Annotated in this window: 16 protein-coding genes; 9 read left to right on the forward strand and 7 right to left on the reverse strand. The window is 69.8% G+C overall.

Annotation, left to right across the window (positions count from 1 at the left end; translation table 11 throughout):
- Positions 1–3372 carry a type I polyketide synthase gene (locus ACZ4UU_RS34490; protein WP_471907324.1) on the forward strand — a complete coding sequence of 1124 codons (3372 nt, stop codon included), beginning with the start codon at positions 1–3 and terminating at the stop codon, positions 3370–3372.
- A gap of 34 nt (positions 3373–3406) precedes the next feature.
- Positions 3407–4891 (forward strand): FAD-dependent monooxygenase, encoded by a 1485-nt coding sequence (locus ACZ4UU_RS34495; RefSeq protein WP_471907325.1) that lies wholly within the window; start codon positions 3407–3409, stop codon positions 4889–4891.
- A 55-nt stretch (positions 4892–4946) separates the two neighbouring features.
- Here the strand turns inward: ACZ4UU_RS34495 and ACZ4UU_RS34500 are convergent, their stop codons facing one another.
- Positions 4947–5549 carry an allene oxide cyclase barrel-like domain-containing protein gene (locus ACZ4UU_RS34500; protein ID WP_471907326.1) on the reverse strand — a complete coding sequence of 201 codons (603 nt, stop codon included), beginning with the start codon at positions 5547–5549 and terminating at the stop codon, positions 4947–4949.
- A 275-nt stretch (positions 5550–5824) separates the two neighbouring features.
- On the opposite strand from ACZ4UU_RS34500, the gene ACZ4UU_RS34505 reads away from it, so the two are divergent.
- Positions 5825–6541 (forward strand): 2-oxo acid dehydrogenase subunit E2, encoded by a 717-nt coding sequence (locus tag ACZ4UU_RS34505; RefSeq protein WP_471907537.1) that lies wholly within the window; start codon positions 5825–5827, stop codon positions 6539–6541.
- Positions 6538–7617 carry an alpha/beta hydrolase gene (locus ACZ4UU_RS34510; protein WP_471907327.1) on the forward strand — a complete coding sequence of 360 codons (1080 nt, stop codon included), beginning with the start codon at positions 6538–6540 and terminating at the stop codon, positions 7615–7617. The genes ACZ4UU_RS34505 and ACZ4UU_RS34510 overlap by 4 nt, the downstream gene beginning before the upstream one ends.
- Positions 7618–7669: 52 nt before the next feature.
- On the opposite strand, the gene ACZ4UU_RS34515 is transcribed toward ACZ4UU_RS34510, so the two are convergent.
- Together ACZ4UU_RS34515 and ACZ4UU_RS34520 are read right to left on the reverse strand one after the other, a co-directional pair.
- Complete coding sequence (locus ACZ4UU_RS34515; protein ID WP_471907328.1) at positions 7670–8440, reverse strand: AfsR/SARP family transcriptional regulator; 771 nt, start codon at positions 8438–8440, stop codon at positions 7670–7672.
- Positions 8437–9225 (reverse strand): thioesterase II family protein, encoded by a 789-nt coding sequence (locus ACZ4UU_RS34520; protein WP_471907329.1) that lies wholly within the window; start codon positions 9223–9225, stop codon positions 8437–8439. The genes ACZ4UU_RS34515 and ACZ4UU_RS34520 overlap by 4 nt, the downstream gene beginning before the upstream one ends.
- Before the next feature lie 367 nt (positions 9226–9592).
- Here ACZ4UU_RS34520 and ACZ4UU_RS34525 point away from each other — a divergent pair, with 367 nt between their 5' ends.
- From ACZ4UU_RS34525 to ACZ4UU_RS34540, 4 genes are all read left to right on the forward strand, one after another.
- Positions 9593–10591: a Gfo/Idh/MocA family protein gene (locus ACZ4UU_RS34525; RefSeq protein ID WP_471907330.1), complete on the forward strand. Its 999-nt coding sequence runs from the start codon at positions 9593–9595 to the stop codon at positions 10589–10591.
- Positions 10592–10665: 74 nt separating this feature from the next.
- On the forward strand, positions 10666–12009 hold the full coding sequence (locus ACZ4UU_RS34530) for an NAD(P)/FAD-dependent oxidoreductase (RefSeq protein ID WP_471907331.1): 1344 nt from the start codon (positions 10666–10668) through the stop codon (positions 12007–12009).
- A 79-nt stretch (positions 12010–12088) separates the two neighbouring features.
- Positions 12089–13126 carry a ketoacyl-ACP synthase III family protein gene (locus tag ACZ4UU_RS34535; RefSeq protein ID WP_471907332.1) on the forward strand — a complete coding sequence of 346 codons (1038 nt, stop codon included), beginning with the start codon at positions 12089–12091 and terminating at the stop codon, positions 13124–13126.
- A gap of 7 nt (positions 13127–13133) precedes the next feature.
- Entirely contained in the window at positions 13134–14357 is a 1224-nt protein-coding gene (locus tag ACZ4UU_RS34540; RefSeq protein ID WP_471907333.1) for a nucleotide disphospho-sugar-binding domain-containing protein, read from the forward strand.
- A gap of 73 nt (positions 14358–14430) precedes the next feature.
- Here ACZ4UU_RS34540 and rfbB read toward each other — a convergent pair whose 3' ends face one another.
- Genes rfbB through ACZ4UU_RS34560 form a run of 4 tightly spaced genes read right to left on the reverse strand, consistent with a single transcriptional unit; the run spans position 14431 to position 19157 of the window.
- Positions 14431–15426, reverse strand: coding sequence for a dTDP-glucose 4,6-dehydratase (rfbB, locus tag ACZ4UU_RS34545; protein WP_471907334.1), 996 nt, complete (start codon positions 15424–15426; stop codon positions 14431–14433).
- A complete protein-coding gene (locus ACZ4UU_RS34550) occupies positions 15423–16490 on the reverse strand; it encodes a glucose-1-phosphate thymidylyltransferase (RefSeq protein WP_471907335.1) in 1068 nt (355 codons plus the stop codon). The genes rfbB and ACZ4UU_RS34550 overlap by 4 nt, the downstream gene beginning before the upstream one ends.
- A 9-nt stretch (positions 16491–16499) precedes the next feature.
- The gene (locus ACZ4UU_RS34555) at positions 16500–17717 is read right to left on the reverse strand and encodes a nucleotide disphospho-sugar-binding domain-containing protein (RefSeq protein ID WP_471907336.1); all 1218 of its coding nucleotides are present in this window, start codon (positions 17715–17717) and stop codon (positions 16500–16502) included.
- A gap of 9 nt (positions 17718–17726) precedes the next feature.
- Positions 17727–19157, reverse strand: a complete 1431-nt coding sequence (locus ACZ4UU_RS34560) for an NDP-hexose 2,3-dehydratase family protein (protein ID WP_471907337.1) — start codon at positions 19155–19157, stop codon at positions 17727–17729.
- Positions 19158–19339: 182 nt separating this feature from the next.
- On the opposite strand from ACZ4UU_RS34560, the gene ACZ4UU_RS34565 reads away from it, so the two are divergent.
- Positions 19340–19912: a PadR family transcriptional regulator gene (locus tag ACZ4UU_RS34565; RefSeq protein WP_471907338.1), complete on the forward strand. Its 573-nt coding sequence runs from the start codon at positions 19340–19342 to the stop codon at positions 19910–19912.
- Positions 19913–19940 lie beyond the last annotated feature (28 nt).

The raw sequence follows: 19940 nt of genomic DNA on the forward strand, positions 1-19940 counted from the left end.
CTGTGGCTCGGCTCCATCAAATCCAACATCGGCCACACCCAAGCCGCCGCAGGCGTCGCAGGCATCATCAAAATGGTCCAGGCCATGCAACACGGAGTCCTGCCCAAAACCCTCCACATCGACGAACCCACACCCCACGTCGACTGGAACGCGGGCGCGGTGTCGCTACTGACCGAGACGGTGCCCTGGCCCGAAACCGGACGCCCCCGCCGAGCAGCCGTGTCCTCCTTCGGCATCAGCGGCACCAACGCCCACCTCATCCTCGAACAAGCCCCGGACACCCCCACCCCCGACACGAACGCACCCACCGAAGCACCAATGCCCTGGCTGCTGTCCGCCCGCACAGAAGACGCCCTACGAGCACAAGCCGCACGACTCCACACACACGTCCAGACCCACCCCGAACTCGCCCCCCACGACATCGCCCACGCCCTGGCCACCACCCGCACCCACCACACCCACCGCGCCGCCGTGGTCGGCACGGACCGCGAGGCCCTGCTCCACGGCCTTGACGCCCTCGCGCACGGCGAACACACCAAAGCCGTCCTCCACGGCACCCCCGACGGCGGACGCCTGGCCTACCTCTTCTCCGGCCAGGGCTCACAACACACCGGAATGGGCCGCGAACTCTACGACACCTACCCCGCCTTCGCCGAAGCCCTGGACGAGGCATGGGCCGAACTGGACCCCCACCTCCCACGACCCCTGCGCGACATCATGTTCGCCGCACCCGGCACCACCGACGCGGCACTGCTGGACGAGACCCTCTACACCCAGCCCGCCCTCTTCGCCCTCCAAACCGCCCAGTACCGACTCCTCCAACACTGGGGCCTCACACCCGACTACGTCGCCGGACACTCCATCGGCGAATACGCCGCCGCCCACGCAGCCGGCATCCTCACCCTCCCCGACGCCGCCACCCTCATCACCACACGCGCCCGCCTCATGCAACAACTCCCCCCAGACGGCGCCATGACCGCCATCCAAGCCACCGAAACAGAAATCAACACCACCCTCGACGGCCACCACCACCACCTCGCCATCGCCGCCGTCAACAGCCCCACCACCACCGTCATCTCCGGCCACACACAAGCCGTCGCCGAAATCACCGAACACTGGAAGAACCAGGGCCGCAAAGTCACCCCCCTGCGGGTCAGCCACGCCTTCCACTCCCCCCACATGGACCCCATCCTCAACGACTTCCACCACACCGCCGCCCAACTCACCTACCACCCACCCCACACCCCCCTCATCTCCACCCTCACCGGCACCCTCACCACCCCCGACCAACTCACCCCCGACCACTGGACCCAACACCTACGCCAACCCGTCCGCTTCACCGACACCCTCACCACCCTCCACAACCACCACACCACCACCTACCTCGAAATCGGCCCCCACCCCACCCTCACGCCGTTCGCCAACGCCCCCTGTCGGCCCACCTTGCAGCGGGATCGCCCCGAACCGGCCACTGTGCTCACCGCGCTGGCCCACGCCCACACCCGAGGTCACACCGCCCGGCCCACCGCGGGCCGCCCGCCCGCGCCCGGCGTCAGCCTCCCCACCTACCCCTTCCAGCACCGCACCTACTGGCTCAACCCGCCTCAGCAGGAGGCGCGGCAGGCTCCCGAGGCGGAGTTCTGGCAGGCGGTGGAGGACGGTGACCTGGACGCCCTGGCGGCGATGCTTCGGCTGCCGGCGGACCGGAGGGATGCGCTGGACGCGGTCCTGCCCGCGCTGTCGACGTACAAGCGGCAGCAAGGCTGGCAGTACCGGCTGACCTGGGAACCCGTCCCCGAGCCGACCGGTGCGGGTGCGGGTGCGGGTGCGCCCAGGACGTGGCTGATCGTCGGGGACGACCATGAGCTCGCCTCCCGGCTGGCCGCGTGCGGCGACCAGGTCGTCGTCGGCGGGCCCGACGATGTGACGGGTGCCGTGGACGGGGTGCTGTGGCTGACCGGGCCGCAGGACACACCGACGGCGGCGGCAGCGGCCCTGACGAAGCTGCACGCCGTGGCTCCCGTGTGGGTCGTGACCCGCACAGGAGCGGCCGTAGGCCGGGAGGACGCGCCGGCCGACCCTGGTCAGGCCGCGTTCTGGGGGCTCAGCCAGGCGCTAGCGGACGGGTTTTCGGAGCGCCGGGTCAGGCTGATCGACCTGCCCGGGGAGGTCGACGCCGCGATAGCGGACCGCATGAGCCGGCTTCTGGGCGCGGGTGACGAGCCGCGCGTGGCGCTGCGTGCGTCGGGTGCGTTCGCGCCCCGCCTGGTGCCCGTGGCGCCGGTCGGCGCGGCGGCGTCCCGATGGGAGCCGAAGGGCACGGTGGTCGTCACGGGTGCCGCGACGCACCTGGGCGAGCGGCTGGTGCGGTGGGTGGCGGGGCACGCCGGGGCCCGGGTGCTGCTGCCGGTGGGTGCGCAGGACGGCGACCGCCCGGAGGTGTCTCGGCTGGCCGGGGAACTCGGGGACCGGGTGACGGTGGTGCCCGGTGATCCGGCCGCCCACGCGGACATGACCGGGCTGTGGGCGCGGGCGGAGCAACCGATCACGGCGGTCCTCCACGTCGCCGTGGACGCGGCCGAACGGCATGACCTGGATGTGGCCGTACGCCTCGACGACATGGCCCGCGAGTCCGGTGTGGAGACCTTCGTCCTCATCACCTCGACGGCGGCGTTCACCGACCAGGGGACCCGGCAGGGCACCGCCGCGTCCCTGCGGGCGTCGCTCGACGCACTCGCCGCCGGGCGCCGGGCCGCCGGGCATCCGGTGGTGGCCCTGGCCGTGGTCCCGAAGTGGCCGGGCCCCGAGGCGGATGCCGCTGTGCCGCCCGGTGTGCGAGCGGTGCCGCCAGAGCATGTCGTGGCGCTCGTGGAGCAGGCGGCGCAGCTGGACGGCGAGTCCCTCGTCGTCGCCGATGTCGACTGGGACGAACTGCTCGGGCAGCCTCTCGGGCAGGTCCGGCGGCGGCTGTTCCACGGGGTGCCGCTCGCGCGCCGGGCGATGCGCACAGCCGGTGCGCAGGACGACGGCGGCACGGCCGGAATGTCGCCGACACGGCTCTCCGACGTTCCGGAAGGGGAGCGGCTGGAGTTCCTCGTAGGGCTGATCCGCTCCGAGTCCGCGGCCGTGCTGGGCCACTCCGCCCCGGATGCGGTGGACGTCGACGTCGACTTCCTGAGCCTCGGCTTCTCGTCGATCACGGCGCTGGAGTTGAGCAACCGGCTGGGAGCCGCCGGGCTGGACGTGGAGCTGGAACCGGCCGCCGTGTACGACCATCCGACGCCCGCCGCGCTCGCCCGGTATCTGCACGACCGGCTCGGTGGCCGTGCCGAGGTGGAGCCGACCGCCCCCTCTTCCGTCACGACCCCGTGACGACATCCGTTTCGAGCTTTTCAAGGAGCGATTCATGAGCGATCCCGTTGTCATCGTCGGCGCCGGACCGGTCGGCCTGATGCTCGCCTGCGAGCTCGGTCTCGCCGACGTGCGGACCGTTGTCCTGGAGCGGAAGGACACGCCTGGCGAGCAGTCCCGCGGTGGGGCCATCAACTCGGCCGTGGTGGAGCTGCTCACCCAGCGCGGCATCATGGTGGCTCTGCAGAACGATGGTTTCCCCTTCCCTCAGGCGCACTTCGCGCACATTCCGCTGGACTTCCCGCGGCTCGGCGGCGGGCACCCGTTGTCCTTCGCGGTGCCGCACGCCCGGCTGGAGCAGCGGTTGGCGGAACGCGCCGTCGAGCTGGGCGTGGAGATCCGCCGGGGCGCCGATGTCGTGGCCATCGCCCAGGACGCGTCGGGTGTGGAGGTGACGGTGCGGCAGTCGGCCGGCGGTGCCAACGTGTCCCTGCGGGCGAGCCACGTCGTGGGCTGCGACGGCGCGCTCAGCACGGTGCGTGATCTCGCCGGGATCGGTTTCCCGGGTGTGCGGCCGCGTTTCTACGGCATGCTGGGCGATCTGAAGGTCGAGCCGGGCAATGCGCTGTTCGCACGGATCGGCGCCAATCAGTACGAGCGCGGCCTGTGCACCGTCGTACCGACGGGTCCGGACACTCTGCGGGTGATCACCGGTGAGTTCGAGGCGGAACCGGCCGACCGTGCGGCGCCGGTGACGTTCGAGGAGTTCTCCGCTGCCGTGGTGCGGCTCACTGGTGCCGAACCGGAGGGCGCGCCGGTGTGGTTGAGCCGGTGGGACGCGGACACGCGGCAGGCGGAGCGCTATCGGGCCGGGAGGGTATTCCTGGCCGGGGACGCCGCGCATGTGCACTTCCCGCTGGGCGGGCAGGCGTTGAGCACGGGGATCGAGGACGCCGTCAACCTGGGCTGGAAACTGGCGGCCGAGGTACGGGGCTGGGCTCCGGCGGAGCTGCTCGACACGTATCACGGGGAGCGCCATCCGGTCGGCGCGCGGGCGTGTCTGACGACGCGTGCGCAGACGGCACTGATGCACCGCATGGGTGAGGTGGGGCCGTTGCGGGAGATCCTCGGCGAGCTGGTGGCCTTCGACGAGGTGAACGCCTACCTGGTGAAGATGGTGGGCGGCCTGGACGTCCGCTACCCCATGGGAGCGGACGGGGCGACGGGGGCGCTCCTGGGGGCGCGGCTCGCGGACATCGCGCTCACCACGCGGGACGGTGACACCTCGGTGGCGCGGTTGCTGGCGTCCGGCCGTGGGCTGGTCCTGGACTTCTCGGGGGCCGCCGAGATCGGCGGTGACCTGTCGGGCTGGGAGGACCGGGTCGACCTGGTCCGGGCCGAGCCGGTGGGCGCGATCGACGCCGCGGCGGTGCTGGTCCGACCGGACGGCCGGGTGGCTTGGGCGGACGGTTCCGGTCCGCTGTCGGCGGCGCTGCGTACGTGGTTCGGGGCTCCCCGGGAGCGTGCGGCGGCGCCGTGACGCGGGGCGGTGCACGGCTCGGGGCCGGACCGGGTGGTCCGGCCCCGAGCTGCTTTCAGCACAGGACGAACGTCACACTGAAGTGGGGCGGCTTCTGGTGGGGGTCGCTCATCTCGAAGGCCATGTAACCCGACTTGCCGAGGTAGACGCCCCCGGTGCCGACGACGCGGTGCAGCTGAGTCATCCGATGCATGAGGGCCGTGCAGTCGACGACCCCCGTGTGTTCGATGGTGCCGTCCTCGAATTCGGTGGTGCTCTTGTGGTATTGCCACATGTGCGGGGTCATGGCCAGGACGACGGCGTTTCCGGACATCGTGCCGACCCGTTTACCGTCCTCGTCGAAAAAGGCGTCCACGTACTCGACGGTGGTGCCCACGCCGGCGTTTTCCGGGTCGTCGCTGACCGACAGTTTCTCCACCACTTCCGTGACGCGCCGGACGAGACACTTGGCGAGTATGTCGTCCTCGTTGTCGCGGCCCGGCGCGTAGAGGCCGGCCGTCGCGGCCGCTGCCATGGCCAAACCCTTGACGTCCAACGGTCCGGGGTCGACGATCTCCTCCGCGAGCGCTTCGGTGCCGACGTCGACCGCTCGCCGGTCTATCCCGCCGTCCTCCGTCTTCTCGTCGACATCCGTGGATTTGTTCCGGGCCACCGTCATGTGAACTCCCAGCGTGACAGTTTTCCTACCGATAACGGGCGCAGGTTAGGCCGTGATGCTAAAGACGCACTAACACCCGGACCGACGCCGCGGAATCGACCGGAGGGCAAGACTCGCTTTAGCCCCGTCTCCGACGATGACCACACGTGAAGGTGATCGGTGTCGGAGGAAGGTGCGACGTGAACGCGCGGAGAGATCGGCCCTCGGAGCCCAGCACGGTCAAGCAGGCCCCTGTTCCGCGCGAGCGGCGGCACACCTTGCTCTTCCTGGACGAGATGCGCGCCGTCAAGCCGGTGTTCCTGGACACGGACGTCGACATGACGGAGATCAGGGCGCATCAGTCGGCGGCACGGGAACACGGCCGCCGGTATTCGACGGTGTCGTACGTGCTCCACGCGGCGGCCCGGGTCCTCAGGGCGCATCCGGCGGCCAACACCGCGCTGCGCGGGCATCTGCGGCCCAGGATGGCGTGGTACGACTCGGTGCACGGCAAGTTGACGCTGGACAAGACGTTGGGGGGCCAGCGGATCGTCGTCTCCACGGTGCTGCGCGATCTGCACCGGGCCCATCTGGACGCGATCCAGCGGCAGGTGGACCACTTCAAGGACGGCGACCCGGCGACCATGCCCGAGTTCGCGCCGATGCGGACACTGCAGCGCCTGCCGCAGCCGCTCGGCAGGCTCGCGTTCCGGCTGGGTGTACGGCCGCTGGCCGGCCGGGCCGAGAAGATGGGCACGTTCGCGGTCACCTCGCTGGGGCATCGGCCGGTCGACGGCTTCTACTCCGTCGGCGGGGCCACTGTCACCTTGGGCGTCGGCCGGACCGCCGATCGTCCTGTCGTGCGGAACGGGGAGGTGACCGTCGCACCGGTCATGCGGCTCAGCCTCACTTTCGACCACCGTGCCATCGACGGTGCGGAAGCGGCCGATGTGCTCGCGGATCTGAAGGACGGCCTCGAGGCCCACCGGGAATCCGGGGAAGGAGAGCAGTGAACGACGTCGCCGAACTCAAGGGCTACATCGAGGCCCACGCACGGGGCCAGCGCATACGCGGATACCAGGACGTGCTCGTCCGCATCACCACCGACGACGGTGCCGAGCCGGGCTCATGGGTGGGCGAGTGGTCCCGGGCCGGGCAGCGACTGGAGCGGTCGGGGCAGTACCTGGAGGCGTCCCGGCACTACGCCATGGCCCGCTTCCCCTACATCGACGGGCCCGCCCGGCAGGAGGCCCTGGACCGGTGCATCGCCGCGCTGGAGCGCTGGCGGGCGTCGTACCCGCGGATCCAGCCGCTGGAGGTGAAGCTCGACCGGGGGCGGGTGCGGTGCTGGACCAGCGGGCTGTCCACGACCGATCGCAAGCCGCTGCTGGTGCTCATGGGCGGCAATGTGACCATCAAGGAACAGTGGGCGCCCATGCTGGTCCACGCGGAGCGGCTCGGCATGGCCGCCGTGGTCACCGAGATGCCGTCGACGGGCGAGAACACCCTGCCGTACGACCCGGAGGCGTGGCGGATGCTGTCGCGACTGCTCGACGAAGTCGCCGACCGTGCCGACGTCCGCAGCACCTACGCGACCGCGCTGAGCTTCAGCGGCCACATGGCGCTGCGCTGTGCCGTGGAGGACCCGAGGATCCGGGGCGTCGTCACCGTCGGGGCCCCGATCAGTGAGTTCTTCACCGACTCCGGATGGCAGCGCAGGCTGCCGAGGATCACGTCCGACACCCTCGCCCACATGACGGGGCGGCCCGACGGTCTCGCCGGCGACGCCGGCTGGGCGCTGACGGCCGACGAACTGGGGCGGCTGACGGTCCCCGTCTCGTACGCCGCAAGCCTGCGCGACGAGATCATTCCGTACGGTGATGTACAGCTGCTGAAGCGGCATGTGCGCCACCTCAGCCTCATCGAGCACGACGACGTGCATGCCTCCCCGAACCATGTGCTGGAGACGCAGCTGTGGACCACGGCGTCGCTGCTGCGGTCGCGGGGACTGCGCACCCCGCAGACCGCCGTGCTGGGTCTGCTGCTGCGGCTGCTGCGCCTTCGGCGGCTGCTCCCGGGACGCCGCTGAAGCGGCGCCGGGCGGGTGGGGCGGGCCGTCGGCGAACGGCCCGCCCCGCACGTCACAGGGTGGCGAAGACACGGAGCTGTTCGTCCGAGGCCAGAATGCCCCGCTGCAGTTCCCTGAGTGCCTGGCCCGGTTCCAGCCCGAGCTCCTCGTTGAGGGTCCGGCGCGCGGCCTGGTACACCTTGAGCGCGTCGGCCTGGCGCTCGGAGCGGTACAGGGCGAGCATCAGCTGGCGGTAGAAGGCCTCGCACAGCGGGTTCTCGGCGACGAGCGCGTACAGTCGGCCGACGAGCTCGCGGTGGCGGCCGAGTTCGAGCTGCGCGTCGGCGAGCATCTCCAGGCATTCCAGCCGGGACTCCATCATGTGGGTGACGAAGCCGTCGACGATGGGCCCGCCCCGCAGATCGCCGAGGACGGTTCCGCGCCACAGCCCGAGGGCGTTGTCGAAACAGTCGGAGGCTTCCTCGTAGCACTCCTCCCTGAGCAGGGTGCGGCCCCGGTTGACCTGACGCAGGAAGGCATGGAAGTCGATCTCGTCGGTTCCCTTGCGCAGCAGGTACCCGGGTGGACGGGTGACGATCTGGCTCTCCGAACGGCCGGGCCGACGCAGGAACTTGCGGAGCTGGGAGATGTAGACGTGCAGGCCGGCGGTGGCCCGCAGGGGAAGTTTGTCGCCCCAGATCTCGCTCATCAGCTGGTCCGGGGTGACGATCTGGTCGGAGCGGATCAGCAGGACGGAGAGCACGGTCTCGATCTTCCGCGCGCTGATGAAGCTGTAGCCGCTGTCGTCCGCCACGCGGAGCGGACCCAGAATCTCGTATTTCACGGAGCGGGCTCCTCGATCGCGGTGGGGGGTGCGGACGAGCCGATCGCGGTCGCGATCGTGCGGGCCACGGCGTCCCGGTGGGTGTCCAGGAAGAAGTGGCCGCCCGGGAAGACCTTCAGGTCGAAGGCTCCCGTGGTGTGGCCGGACCACGCCGCGGCGTCGGTCACGGTGGTCTGCGGGTCGTGGTCGCCGACGAACGCCGTCACCGGGCAGTCCAGCGGTGGCCCGCTCGTCCACGTGTAGGTCTCCACTGCCTTGAAGTCGTTGCGCGCCACCGGGAGGATGACCTGGCGAAGCTCGTCGTCCGCCAGAAAGCTCGGGTCCGTGCCGCCCACGGTGCGCAGCTCGGCCACCAGACCGGCGTCGTCGCGCAGATGGACCGTTCCCGGTCGGTGCCGTGACGGCGCCCTGCGCCCCGAGACGAACAGCCACTCGGGGCCGGTGCCCAGCTTCCGCCGGAACCGCTGTGCCACCTCGAAGGCCACGACAGCGCCCATGCTGTGGCCGAAGAAGGCCGTGCGGTCATGGTGCTCAGCGCTCAGTACGTCGAAGATCCGGTCGCTGAGTTCTGAAATGCTGTCGATAAGCGGCTCACGCCGGCGTTCCTGCCGGCCGGGATACTGAATGGCCACTACCTCCAACTCCCGGTTCAGTGCCTGGGAGAGGGCGAAGTAGTAGCTCGCGGAGCCTCCCGCATGCGGGAAGCAGACCAGTCGAACGTCGATCTGCGGATGAGTTGGAAATCGTCGTAGCCACATTTCCTCATTGCCGTCGGGCAATGGCATGCTCGTTCCCCCGTCCCCCGACGATTGTGGTCAAGCATTGCTGGAGATTCGAACTGACGCTCTCGTTGCCGTGAGTCTAGGTAGCAGGGGTGATCTTCTGTACACCCCTGCTGTGCCCCTGGATCCACCCCCTACCACCCCCCCTAGGGTCTGCCGTCGGGTAATCCTGGACAGCACTTCACGGCGGGTGGACAGGTGACCATCAGGGGCGGTGTGCTTGTGGCATGAGCGATGGTCCCGGTATGTTCCGTCCCGACATCCAGCGATCTCCAGGCCGTCCGCCTTTCCCACATATCACCGTTACGAGCCGGAAAGGGGCGGGCTTGTGTCGCTAGCCCGTGCATGCGGGGGCTCAACCGGAGGGATGATGAGCCGCACCGACCCCGTCCGTATCGGAGTCATGGGATGTGCCTCCATCGCACGGCGCCGAATTCTCCCCGCCATCGACGAACTGCCCGGCATCGAAGTCGTCGCCATCTCCAGCCGGGACATGGAGAAGGCCAGGCGCTTCACCGAGACATTCGGCGGCAGACCGGTCCATGGTTACGCGGAACTGCTGGACATCGACGAGATAGAGGCCGTGTACATTCCGCTGCCGGCCGCAATGCACGCCTCCTGGGTGGAGGCGGCGCTGATGAGCGGCCGGCATGTGCTCGCGGAGAAGCCGCTGACCACGAACGCCCCCCGCACTCGCCGCCTCATGGGGCTCGCGCGCCGGCTCGGTCTGGTGCTGCGGGAGAACGTGATGTTCGTCCACCACCAACAGCACGACGTCGTCCGGCGGTTGGTGCGAGAGGGCGCCATCGGCGCGGTACGGACCCTGCGCGCCACCTTCACCGTGCCGGAGCTGCCCGCCGGCGACATCCGCTACCAGCCCGACATGGGGGGCGGCGCGCTGCTGGACATCGGGGTGTACCCGGTCCGTACGGCCGTGCACTTCCTGGGCAGTGAGCTGAGCGTCGCCGAGGCGGTCCTCACCTCCAGCGCCCGGCACCCTGTCGAGACCGGCGGCACGGTACGGCTGCTCGGCCCGGACGGCGTCGAGGCAGAGCTGACCTTCGGCCTGGAGCACACCTACCGGTCCACGTACGAACTGGTCGGCAGCGAAGGGCGCATCAGCGTGGACCGGGCGTTCACTCCGCCTGCCGACCATGTGCCGGTACTGCGTCTGGAACGCGGCGGCGGCACCGAGGAGATCCGGTTGCCCTGTGACGACCAGGTGGCCAATGCCCTGGCCTCGTTCGCCGCGGCGGTACGCACCGGATCGGTGCCCGACGAGGACAGCCTGCGGCAGGCACTGCTGCTCGACGCCATCCGCGGGCAGGCGTCGATCGTCTCTCCCCCGTCGTGTTTGGACCCGTCTTAGCAGGTCTTAAGAACCACGCGCGACGGTGACCGACGACACGAGTGCGGAAGCCACTCCAGCCAAGGGGAGAGCGCATGGAAGCTGACTTCGACGTCCTGGTCATCGGAGGCGGGCCGGCCGGCTCCACCGCTGCTTCCTATCTGGCCGCGGCGGGACTGTCCGTGGGGGTGTTCGAGAGCGAGACGTTCCCGCGGCCTCATATCGGCGAGTCGTTGGTCCCGGCCACCACGCCGGTCCTCACCGAGATCGGGGTGATGGACCAGATCGACGCCGCCGGCTTCCCCAGGAAGTACGGCGCCGCATGGACCTCCGCCGAATCACGCAACGTGCCGCACAACGGGTTCGCCGGCCTCGACCACGACTGGGCCGCCGAGGTCATGTTCGTCGAGCGCGACCAGCAGGGCGTCGACCGTGACTACACGTACCACGTGGACCGCGGCAAGTTCGACCTGATCCTGCTGAAGCACGCCGAGAGCCTCGGCGCGCAGGTCTTCTCCGGCGCCCGTGTACTGAAGGCCGACTTCGACTCCGACCCTGACCTCGTCACGGTGAGCTGCCGCTTCGGCCCGCGCACCGTGGACTTCACCGCCCGTATGGTCGTCGACGCCTCCGGGCGGCACACCGTGCTGGGCCGGCAGCTCAAGGTCAAGGTGCCCGACCCGGTCTTCAACCAGTACGCGATCCACAGCTGGTTCGAGGGACTCGACCGCGGCGCACTCTCCGTCGCCCCCGAGAAGACCGACTACATCTACGTGCACTTCCTGCCGATCGAGGACTCGTGGGTCTGGCAGATCCCGATCACCGACACCATCACCAGCGTCGGTGTGGTGACGCAGAAGGAGCGTTTCGCCGCGGCCAACGCCGACCGGGAGCGGTTCTTCTGGGACTCCGTGGCGAGCCGGCCCGAACTCCACGACGCGCTCAAGCGGTGCACGCGCCTGCGTCCCTTCAAGTCGGAGGGCGACTACAGCTACTCGATGAAGCAGATCTGCGGCGACCGGTTCGTCCTGGTCGGTGACGCGGCCCGCTTCGTCGACCCGATCTTCTCCAGCGGTGTCAGCGTGGCGCTGAACAGCGCCCGGCTCGCCGCCAAGGACATCATCGCCGCGCACAAGGAGGGCGACTTCTCCCGGCCCCGCTTCGCCACCTTCGAGTCGAAGCTGCGCCGCGCGGTCAGGCACTGGTACGAGTTCATCTCCATCTACTACCGCTTGAACGTCCTGTTCACGGCGTTCGTACAGGACCCCCGCTACCGCATCGACGTGCTCAAGATGCTGCAGGGCGACTTCTACGACGACGAGGAGCCCAAGGCGCTCCACGCCATGCGGGAGATCGTGACCGCGGTCGAGAACGACCCCGATCACCTGTGGCATCCCTACCTGGGGAACATCCGGGCCGTGACACCGCCCACCTTCTGACCCCGAGTCACACACGCACACGGATCCGGACGGCCCGAGCACTCGCTTCGGGCCGTCGGTACGTACGGAGGACGCACGAGTGAAGACGCATGACTTCCATATCCGGGCACTCGGTGTGAGCCTGCCGCCCGAGAGGGTGTCGCTGAAGCAGGCCATCGCCGAAGGGCTGTGCCACGAGGACGACTTCTTCGACAGCGACCTGGTGGGTGTTCCCGTGGCCGACGCGGTCGCCGCCACCGACCTGGCCGTCGACGCCGGCCGGCAGGCCCTGGACCGGGCGAGCCTCGACCCGGTCGCCCTGGACCTGCTGGTGCACGCCCCGATGGCTCGGGACGTCCCCGAGGGGTGGGCGTCGGCCGGTTACGTCCTGCGGGAGCTGAAGTGCGGCAACACCCCGTCGCACACCATCGGGCAGGGCTGCAACGGCACCCTGTCCGGCCTGGAGATGGCCATCGCCTGGCTGAGCCTGGCCACGGACCGGTCCACCGCGCTGGTGACGTCGTCGCTGCGGGCGGTCGCCCCGTACTACGACCGTTGGCACAGCGCGGGGTTCGGCATGGCGCTCGGGGACGGCGGGTCGGCCGTGCTGGTCGGCAGGACGGAAGGCATCGCACGGATCGAGGCCGTCAACTCCCTGACCATCCCGGAACTCGAGGGCCTGCACCGCGGTTCGCTGGACCTGGCCGACCACGAGGCCCTGGCGCGGGAGACGGTGGACGTCCCGGCCCGGGCCCGGGAGTACGCGCTGGGCTCCGACTTCGACTCCTTCGACCTGCACCGGCTGTTCTCCACGATGTACGCCGACGTCGCGCGCCAGTCCCTCGACGAGGCCGGCCTCGGCCCGGAGGACCTGGAGAAGGTCGTGTTCACCAACGCCGGGGCGGCCCTGATCGAGGCGGACGTCATGCGACCGCTGGGTCTGCCGATGGAGCGCTCCACCTGGGACTTCGGCCGGACCATCGGGCACATCGGAGCGAGCGACCAGGTGTTCTCCCTGGATCATCTGCTCAGGTCCGGTGAGCTGACGCCCGGGGACCGGGTCCTCCTGCTCGGCGGCACCCAGGGCTACAACGTCGCGAGCGTACTGCTGACCGTCACCGACACCTATCGAAAGTGACACGCCGATGAAGGTTCTCTTCGTACCGTGGTCCCAGCCCACGCACTACATGCCCATGGTGCCGCTGGCCTGGGCCCTCCGCGCGGCCGGACACGAGGTGAGGGTCGCGGGCCAGCCGCATGTGGTGGACACCGTCAAGCAGTCCGGCCTGACGGTGTCCACGGTGGGGCGCGACTACGACTTCATGCCGGAGTTCCAGAAGGTCACCAACGAGCTGGCTCAGCACAACCGCGACCACCCCGACGACGGCACCGACCCGGGCGGCCCGCCCGACGTGCCGTTCGAGGTGCTGAAACCGGCCCTGGAGGCGAAGTTCGCGCCGTTCACCAGGACCGCTGAGGCGATGGCCGCGGACCTCGTCCCGCTCGTCGAGGCGTGGCGGCCCGATCTGGTGGTCGCGAACCCGTTCGCCATGGTCGCCCCGCTCGTCGCGGAGATCGCGGGCGTACCGCTCGTCACCCATCTGACCGGGCCTGCGTTCGAGCGGCAGATGGGGCTGTTCCCCGGCAACGGCGCGGAGCCCCGGATGTGGGCCGACGCGCTGGTCGCCCTGTACGAGCGGCACGGGGTGGAGGTGCGGGCTGAGTACGCGGCCGCCGTGGTCGACCCGTGTCCGCCACGGTTGCAGTTCGCGGGCATCCCGCACCACATGCCGGTGCGGTTCGTGCCCTACAACGGACCCGGCGAGGCGCCCGCGTGGCTGTCCGAGCCGACCGTGCGCCGGATCTGTGTGACATGGGGCACCACGACGACGGAACTGACCGGCGCCGAGGGGTTCCTGGTGCCGGACATCCTCAAGAGCCTCGCGGGGCTCGACGCCGAGGTGGTCACGACGGTCACGGGCCGCGACCGGGAACTGCTGGGTGAGGTGCCGGAGAACGTACGGGTCGTGGAGCGGATGCCGCTGCACCTGTTGCTGCCGACGTGCGACGCCGTCGTACACCAGGGTGGTACCGGCACCATGCTCACGGCCGCGTCTTTCGGCCTGCCACAGGTGCTGGTCGCGGGCATCCTGGACCAGTTGGACACGGCGTCCCACGTCGCCGGGTCTGGTGCGGGCATCGCGCTCAACGCCGCGAAGACCGACGCCGCGGAGATCGCCGGGGCGGTCGAGACAGCGCTGTCCGACGAGGCGATGGGCGCGGCGGCGCGCGACCTGCGGGGGGAACTGCTCGCCCAGCCCTCGCCCGCCGAGGTCGCCACGTCGCTGGAACGGCTCGCGGCGAGCTGAGCCGCCGACCGAAACGGGCGCCGGGCCGGTGGAGGTGATCCACCGGCCCGGCGCCCGTTCGGTGTCGGGCCGGTCAGTTCCGTACGGCGGGCTCCGCGACGGCACGCCGGAGGGGCTCCCACCACTCACGGTTGTCCCGGTACCAGGCGACGCAGTCGGCAAGCCCTTCGTCGAGGGTGACCCGCGGGACGAAGTCCAGCTCCTCGCGGATCTTGGCGGTGTCGACGGAGTAGCGCTCGTCGTGCGCCTTGCGGTCCGGCACCTGACGCACTCGGTCCCAGTCCGCCCCGCACAACTCCAGCAGACGACCGGTCAGCTCCCGGTTGGTGAGTTCCTGGCCCGCGCCGATGTTGTAGATCTCGCCGGCGCGCCCCCTGAGCAGGACCTGGTGCAACGCCCGGCAGTGGTCCGTCACATGGAGCCAGTCCCGTACCTGGTGGCCGTCGCCGTAGAGCGGGACGTCCCTGCCGTCGATGAGGTTGGTGATGAACAGCGGGATCACCTTCTCGACGAACTGGTACGGCCCGTAGTTGTTGGAGCAGCGGGTGATCGACAGGTCGAGGTCGTGGCTGCGCCAGTAGGCCCTGGCGATCAGGTCGCTCGACGCCTTGGACGCCGCGTAGGGGGAGTTGGGCTCCAGCAGTGCGGTCTCCGGCGAGTGGCCCGTGGGCACCGACCCGTAGACCTCGTCCGTGGAGACGTGGACGACACGTCGGACGCCGCTGCGCCGACAGGCCTCCAGCAGCACCTGGGTGCCCAGCACATTCGTGGTGACGAACGGGGTGCCGCTCATCAGCGACCGGTCGACGTGCGACTCGGCCGCGAAGTGCACGACCGCGTCGTGCCCGGGGAGCACCTCGCCCAGCAACTCGGCGTCGCAGACATCTCCGCGGACGAAGGTCAGACGGGCGTGGCCAAGTGGCAGATTGGCCAGGTTGCCGGCGTAGGTGACCTTGTCGAGGACGGTGACGTCGGCGTCGGCGACGTCATCGGGGCAGTCCCCGTCCAGCAGACCGCGTACGTAGTGGGAGCCGATGAATCCGGCTGCGCCCGTGACGAAGATCCTCATGCCGACACCTCGATCCGGCTGTCGTCGCCCACCATCAGCCGGTGGCCGGCGGAGGGGGTCTGGCTCTGCCGGACTTCCCCGGCCCTCCCGATGATCGATCCCCGGATCGGGCGTACGCCCTGCACCGAGGCGCCGTCCAGCAGGATCGAGTGGGCCACCCCCGCGTCACGCAGCCGGCAGCCACGGCCGAACGAGCTGTAGGGTCCCACCTCGCTGTCGATGATGGTGCTGTCGGCGCCGATGACCGCGGGCCCGGTGATCTTGGAGCGCTCGACGATCGCCCCGGCCTCGATGACGACGAGCCCGGAGATCCGGCTGGCGGTGTCGACCGTGCCGTCGTTGCGGGGCGTGATCTCCTCCAGGAGGACCTTGTTGCATTCCAGGAGGTCGTGGAGGGTGCCGGTGTCGGCCCAGTAACCGGAGAATGTCCGGGCCCTTACGGGTCTGCCCCGGAGGATCAGCCACTGGAGGGCGTCGGTGATCTCCAGTTCGCCACGGCGGCTGGGCCGGATGGCACGTACGGCCTCGTGGATCTCCGGGGTGAAGCAGTACAGGCCGGTGACGGCGAGGTCGCTGCGCGGGGCGGTGGGCTTCTCCTCCATGGCCGTGACGAGCCCCGTGGCGTCGAGTTCGACGACACCGTACTGCGAGGGGTTCTCCACCTTGGTCACCACCAGTTGGGCGGCTGCGCGCCCCTCCCGGAAGGCGTCCACCGCTGCGGTGACCCCGCCGGCGTAGACGGTGTCCCCCAGATACATGACGAAGTCGTCTTCGGCGAGGAAGTCGCGGGCGACCATCACGCAGTGCGCGAGGCCCTTCGGCGCTTCCTGGGGGATGTAGGTGACGGACATGTCGAAGCGCGACCCGTCGCCGACGGCGGCGCGTACGGCGGTGCCTGGGGCCCCGACGATGACCCCGGTCTCGGTGATCCCGGCCTCCCTGAGCGCCTCCAGGGCGTGGAACAGGACGGGCTTCCCGGCGACCGGGACGAGTTGTTTGGGCATGCTGTGGCTGAACGGCCGCAGCCGGGTGCCACTTCCACCTGAGAGGACGAGTGCTTTCACTGTGGGCTCTCAGACCAGTTCTTCGAGGCGTTCGACCACCTCGGACGGCGTCGGCTGAGCAAGGATTTCCTCCTGAAGGCGGTGTGCCGCCGCGAGGGTTTCGTCGTCGGACAGGAGCCTCGACGCCGCGGCCGTGATGGCACCGGTGTCGGCTTCGTCCGCCTTGAGGCCGATACCGACGCCGGCGAGGGACAGTTGGTCGCTGACGAGGCCCTCGTCGGCGACCTGGGGCAGGGTCAGCTGGGGAACGCCGTAGAGCGCCGCGGTCAGCGCGGTGCCGGAGCCCGACTGGTGGACGATGGCCCGGCAGGTCGGCAGGATCAGGTTCAGCGGCATGTCCTCGACGACACGGACGCCGACGACGCTCTGGGGCAGCCGCGCCCGGTCGGCCTTCTTGACGGCGACGACGATCTCGGCGTCCAACCCGTCCAGGGCCTCCAGGATCCGGGGCACGAGGAAGGCCTCCTCCCCCATCAACGCGCCCCACGACGAGCTCCAGGTGACGCAGATCCTGGGCCGCTCGGCGGGAGTGAGCACCCAGGAGGGGGCCACCGCGGCACCGTTGTGAGCGGTGTAGCGCATGGGCACACGGTGGGGCACCCCCGGGACCTGGAGACTCTCCGGGCACGTGTCGAGGGTGAGGACCGCGAAGTCCGGCGCCGGCCGCGCGCCGTGGCGCTGGTAGAGCTCGACCAGTTCACGGGGCCACGCGGCCTTGGGGTCCTCGTCCGCGCTGACGCCGCTGCCGGGCAGGCTGACGTGGCGGGACATGTCGGGACCCCACAGATGCCGGACGACGGGCGCGCCGACGGCGGCGGCCGCGAGCGGGGCGGCGTAGGCAAGGGGGTCGGCGACGATCAGGTGCGGACGCCAGGCGCGGGCGAAGTCCACCAGGTCCTCGGCCATGTCCTCGGCGGTCCTGATGTGCGGCACCATGCGCAGCTCCAGCAGCTTGCGCCGTACGTCGGCGTGGAACTCGCCGGGGCCGACCATGTTGGGCTGCTGGTCGACACCCTTGCGGGTCTTGACCAGGTCGGCGATGCCGGACATGAGGTCGTAGCCGCCGCCGACCGACACGCCGATGGCGCCGGTGCTGGTCACCGCGTCCATCAGGGACGGCTGTGCGGCGACCCGCACCTCGTGCCCCGCCGCTCTGAGCGCCCAGACGAGGCCCACCATCTGGTAGAAGTGGGTCGGCCAGGCCATCGGTGTGAAAAGGACTCGCACGCGTTCCTCCTATCGGCAGCGCAGGGAGTGCACACAGGCGAGCAGGGTGCGCGCCTCGATGTTGAGGTAGTGACTGTGCTCGAGCAGCGAGCCGAGCTGGTGGGCCGTCATCCAGCGGAACTGTTCCGGCACCTGCAGCGGGAAGTCGTCACCCACCTCGATGACCTGGTAGCGCGTCTGTGCGTGGTGGAAGCGTCCGCCCTCCTCGGAGAGCAGCGCGTCGAAGCGGATGCGGTCGGGGCCGGCCGCTTCGGCTTCGGCGGCGAACGGCACGGGCCGTGCGGCGGATCCGGCGCCCTGTACGGCGGGGAGCTGAACGGTGGGCGCCATCTCGACCATGTCGAGGAGCCCGGGTTCGGGCCGGGCCTGAACCAGCAGGTGCAGCACTCCGCCGATCCGCTTGGCGAGGAAGACCGACCGGCCGTGCTGGAGGGGTTCCAGCAGCGGCTGCGACCAGCGGGTGACTTCGCGGTTCCCGGCACCGACCGCCACGGCGATGATCCGGAAGTGCGCGTCGCCGTCGCCGACGACCTCGTCAGCGGTGCGGGTCCAGCCGGCCGCCTCGTTCAGCGGCACCAGCCGGGCGGTCCAGTCGTGCAGCGTCCGGCAGTCGATGAACCAGCTCAGAAGCTCGGTCGTGCTGTGCAGCGCCGACGCACGCGGATCGTACGACTCCCGCAGCGCGCTCGTGAACGGGTCGCCGGGGCCGACGTGCGTGTCTCCGGCAGGAGCCAGGGGCATGCAGCCGAGCACCGTGCGGGCGTCCATGTTCACGAGGTTGTCGGTACGCAGCAGCTCATGGACCTGCTGGAGCGTCAACCAGTGGAAGTCCTCGTGTTCGGGTACGTCCTCGAAGACCTGGACCACCATGTTGCGGTTGTGCTTGTGCCAGAACCAGACGCCCTGCTCGGACTGCAGGGCGTCGACCAGCACCCGGCCGCGGCGGGGACCGTGGAAGTACTCCAGATAGCGGGTTCTGCCGCCCTTGTGCACCCGGGTGTAGTTGCTGCGGGTGGCCTGCACCGTCGGGGAGAGCTGCAACGTGTTCACGTTGCCCGGCTCCATCTTCGCCTGCATCAGGCAGTGCAGGACACCGTTGAACTCCTTGACCAGAATCCCGAGGATCCCGGTCTCCGCCTGGTTGATGATCGGCTGTGACAGCTCCGCCGATCCGTCCGGGCGGTAGCGCAGCCCCTGCACCGAGAAGAATCGGCCGCTGTCGTGGGCGAGGTTGCCGCTCTCGGGCTCGAAGTGCCAGCCGTCCAGTTCGGCGAAGGGTATGCGCTGCACGGAGAACTGCTCGACCTGGCAACGGCCCTCCCACCAGCGGTGGAATTCGTCGAGGGAGTACAGCGCCCGGTCGCCGGCGCCTGCCGACAGGGTGAATTGCGATACGACATCTGCGGGGCCGTTCCGCAGTGCCATCAGTGCCTCGGCCACGGGACCCTCCTGGGGTTCTCAGAGCCGCCAGCACAACAGCGCCTGCTGAAGCGTCAGCAACGTAAAAACAAAGCGGTTGCTCGTTCGCCGTGGGTACGGGGGACCACGTCCGGAGGTGAGCCGCGTCGCATCAGGGCGGGTGAGGGTTGCTATGCAACGAGTTGCATAGCACGATCGTCGTCATGGCGCTCGAACACGCGATCCTGGTGTCGCTCCTGGAGAAGCCGGGATCAGGCTATGAGCTGGCCCGGCGTTTCGATCGGTCCATCGGCTACTTCTGGACCGCGACCCACCAGCAGATCTATCGCGTGCTCAAACGCATGGAGAACGACGGTTGGGTCGAAGCCCGGGACGTCCCGCAGCAGGGACGGCCGGACAAGAAGGAGTACTCCGTCGCCCACCTCGGCCGGGCCGCGCTGTCCTCGTGGTTGCACGATCCGATCGAGCCGGAGAGCGTCCGCCACGACCTGGCAGTGAAGATCCGGGGCGCCGCCTTCGACGACCCGGCCGCCCTGATCCGCGAGGTGGAGCGACACCGGCAGGCGCACCGGGACCGGCTGGCGCACTATGTCGCGGGCGCGGAGCGGGACTTCACGGGGCCCGAGGCGAGCGCGGCCGCCGCGGAAGCGCCGCTGGACGCGGAGCGAGACCTCCAGCACGTCGTACTGCGCGGTGGCATCGCGTACGAGCGGATGATGATCGACTGGCTGGACGACGTGCTCGCCACGCTGGCCCGGTTCGGCCCGGGCCGCTGACCGCCACCGCACCCCGCACCGCACCGCA

It is taken from the genome of Streptomyces sp. NPDC028907 (genome assembly GCF_055564995.1).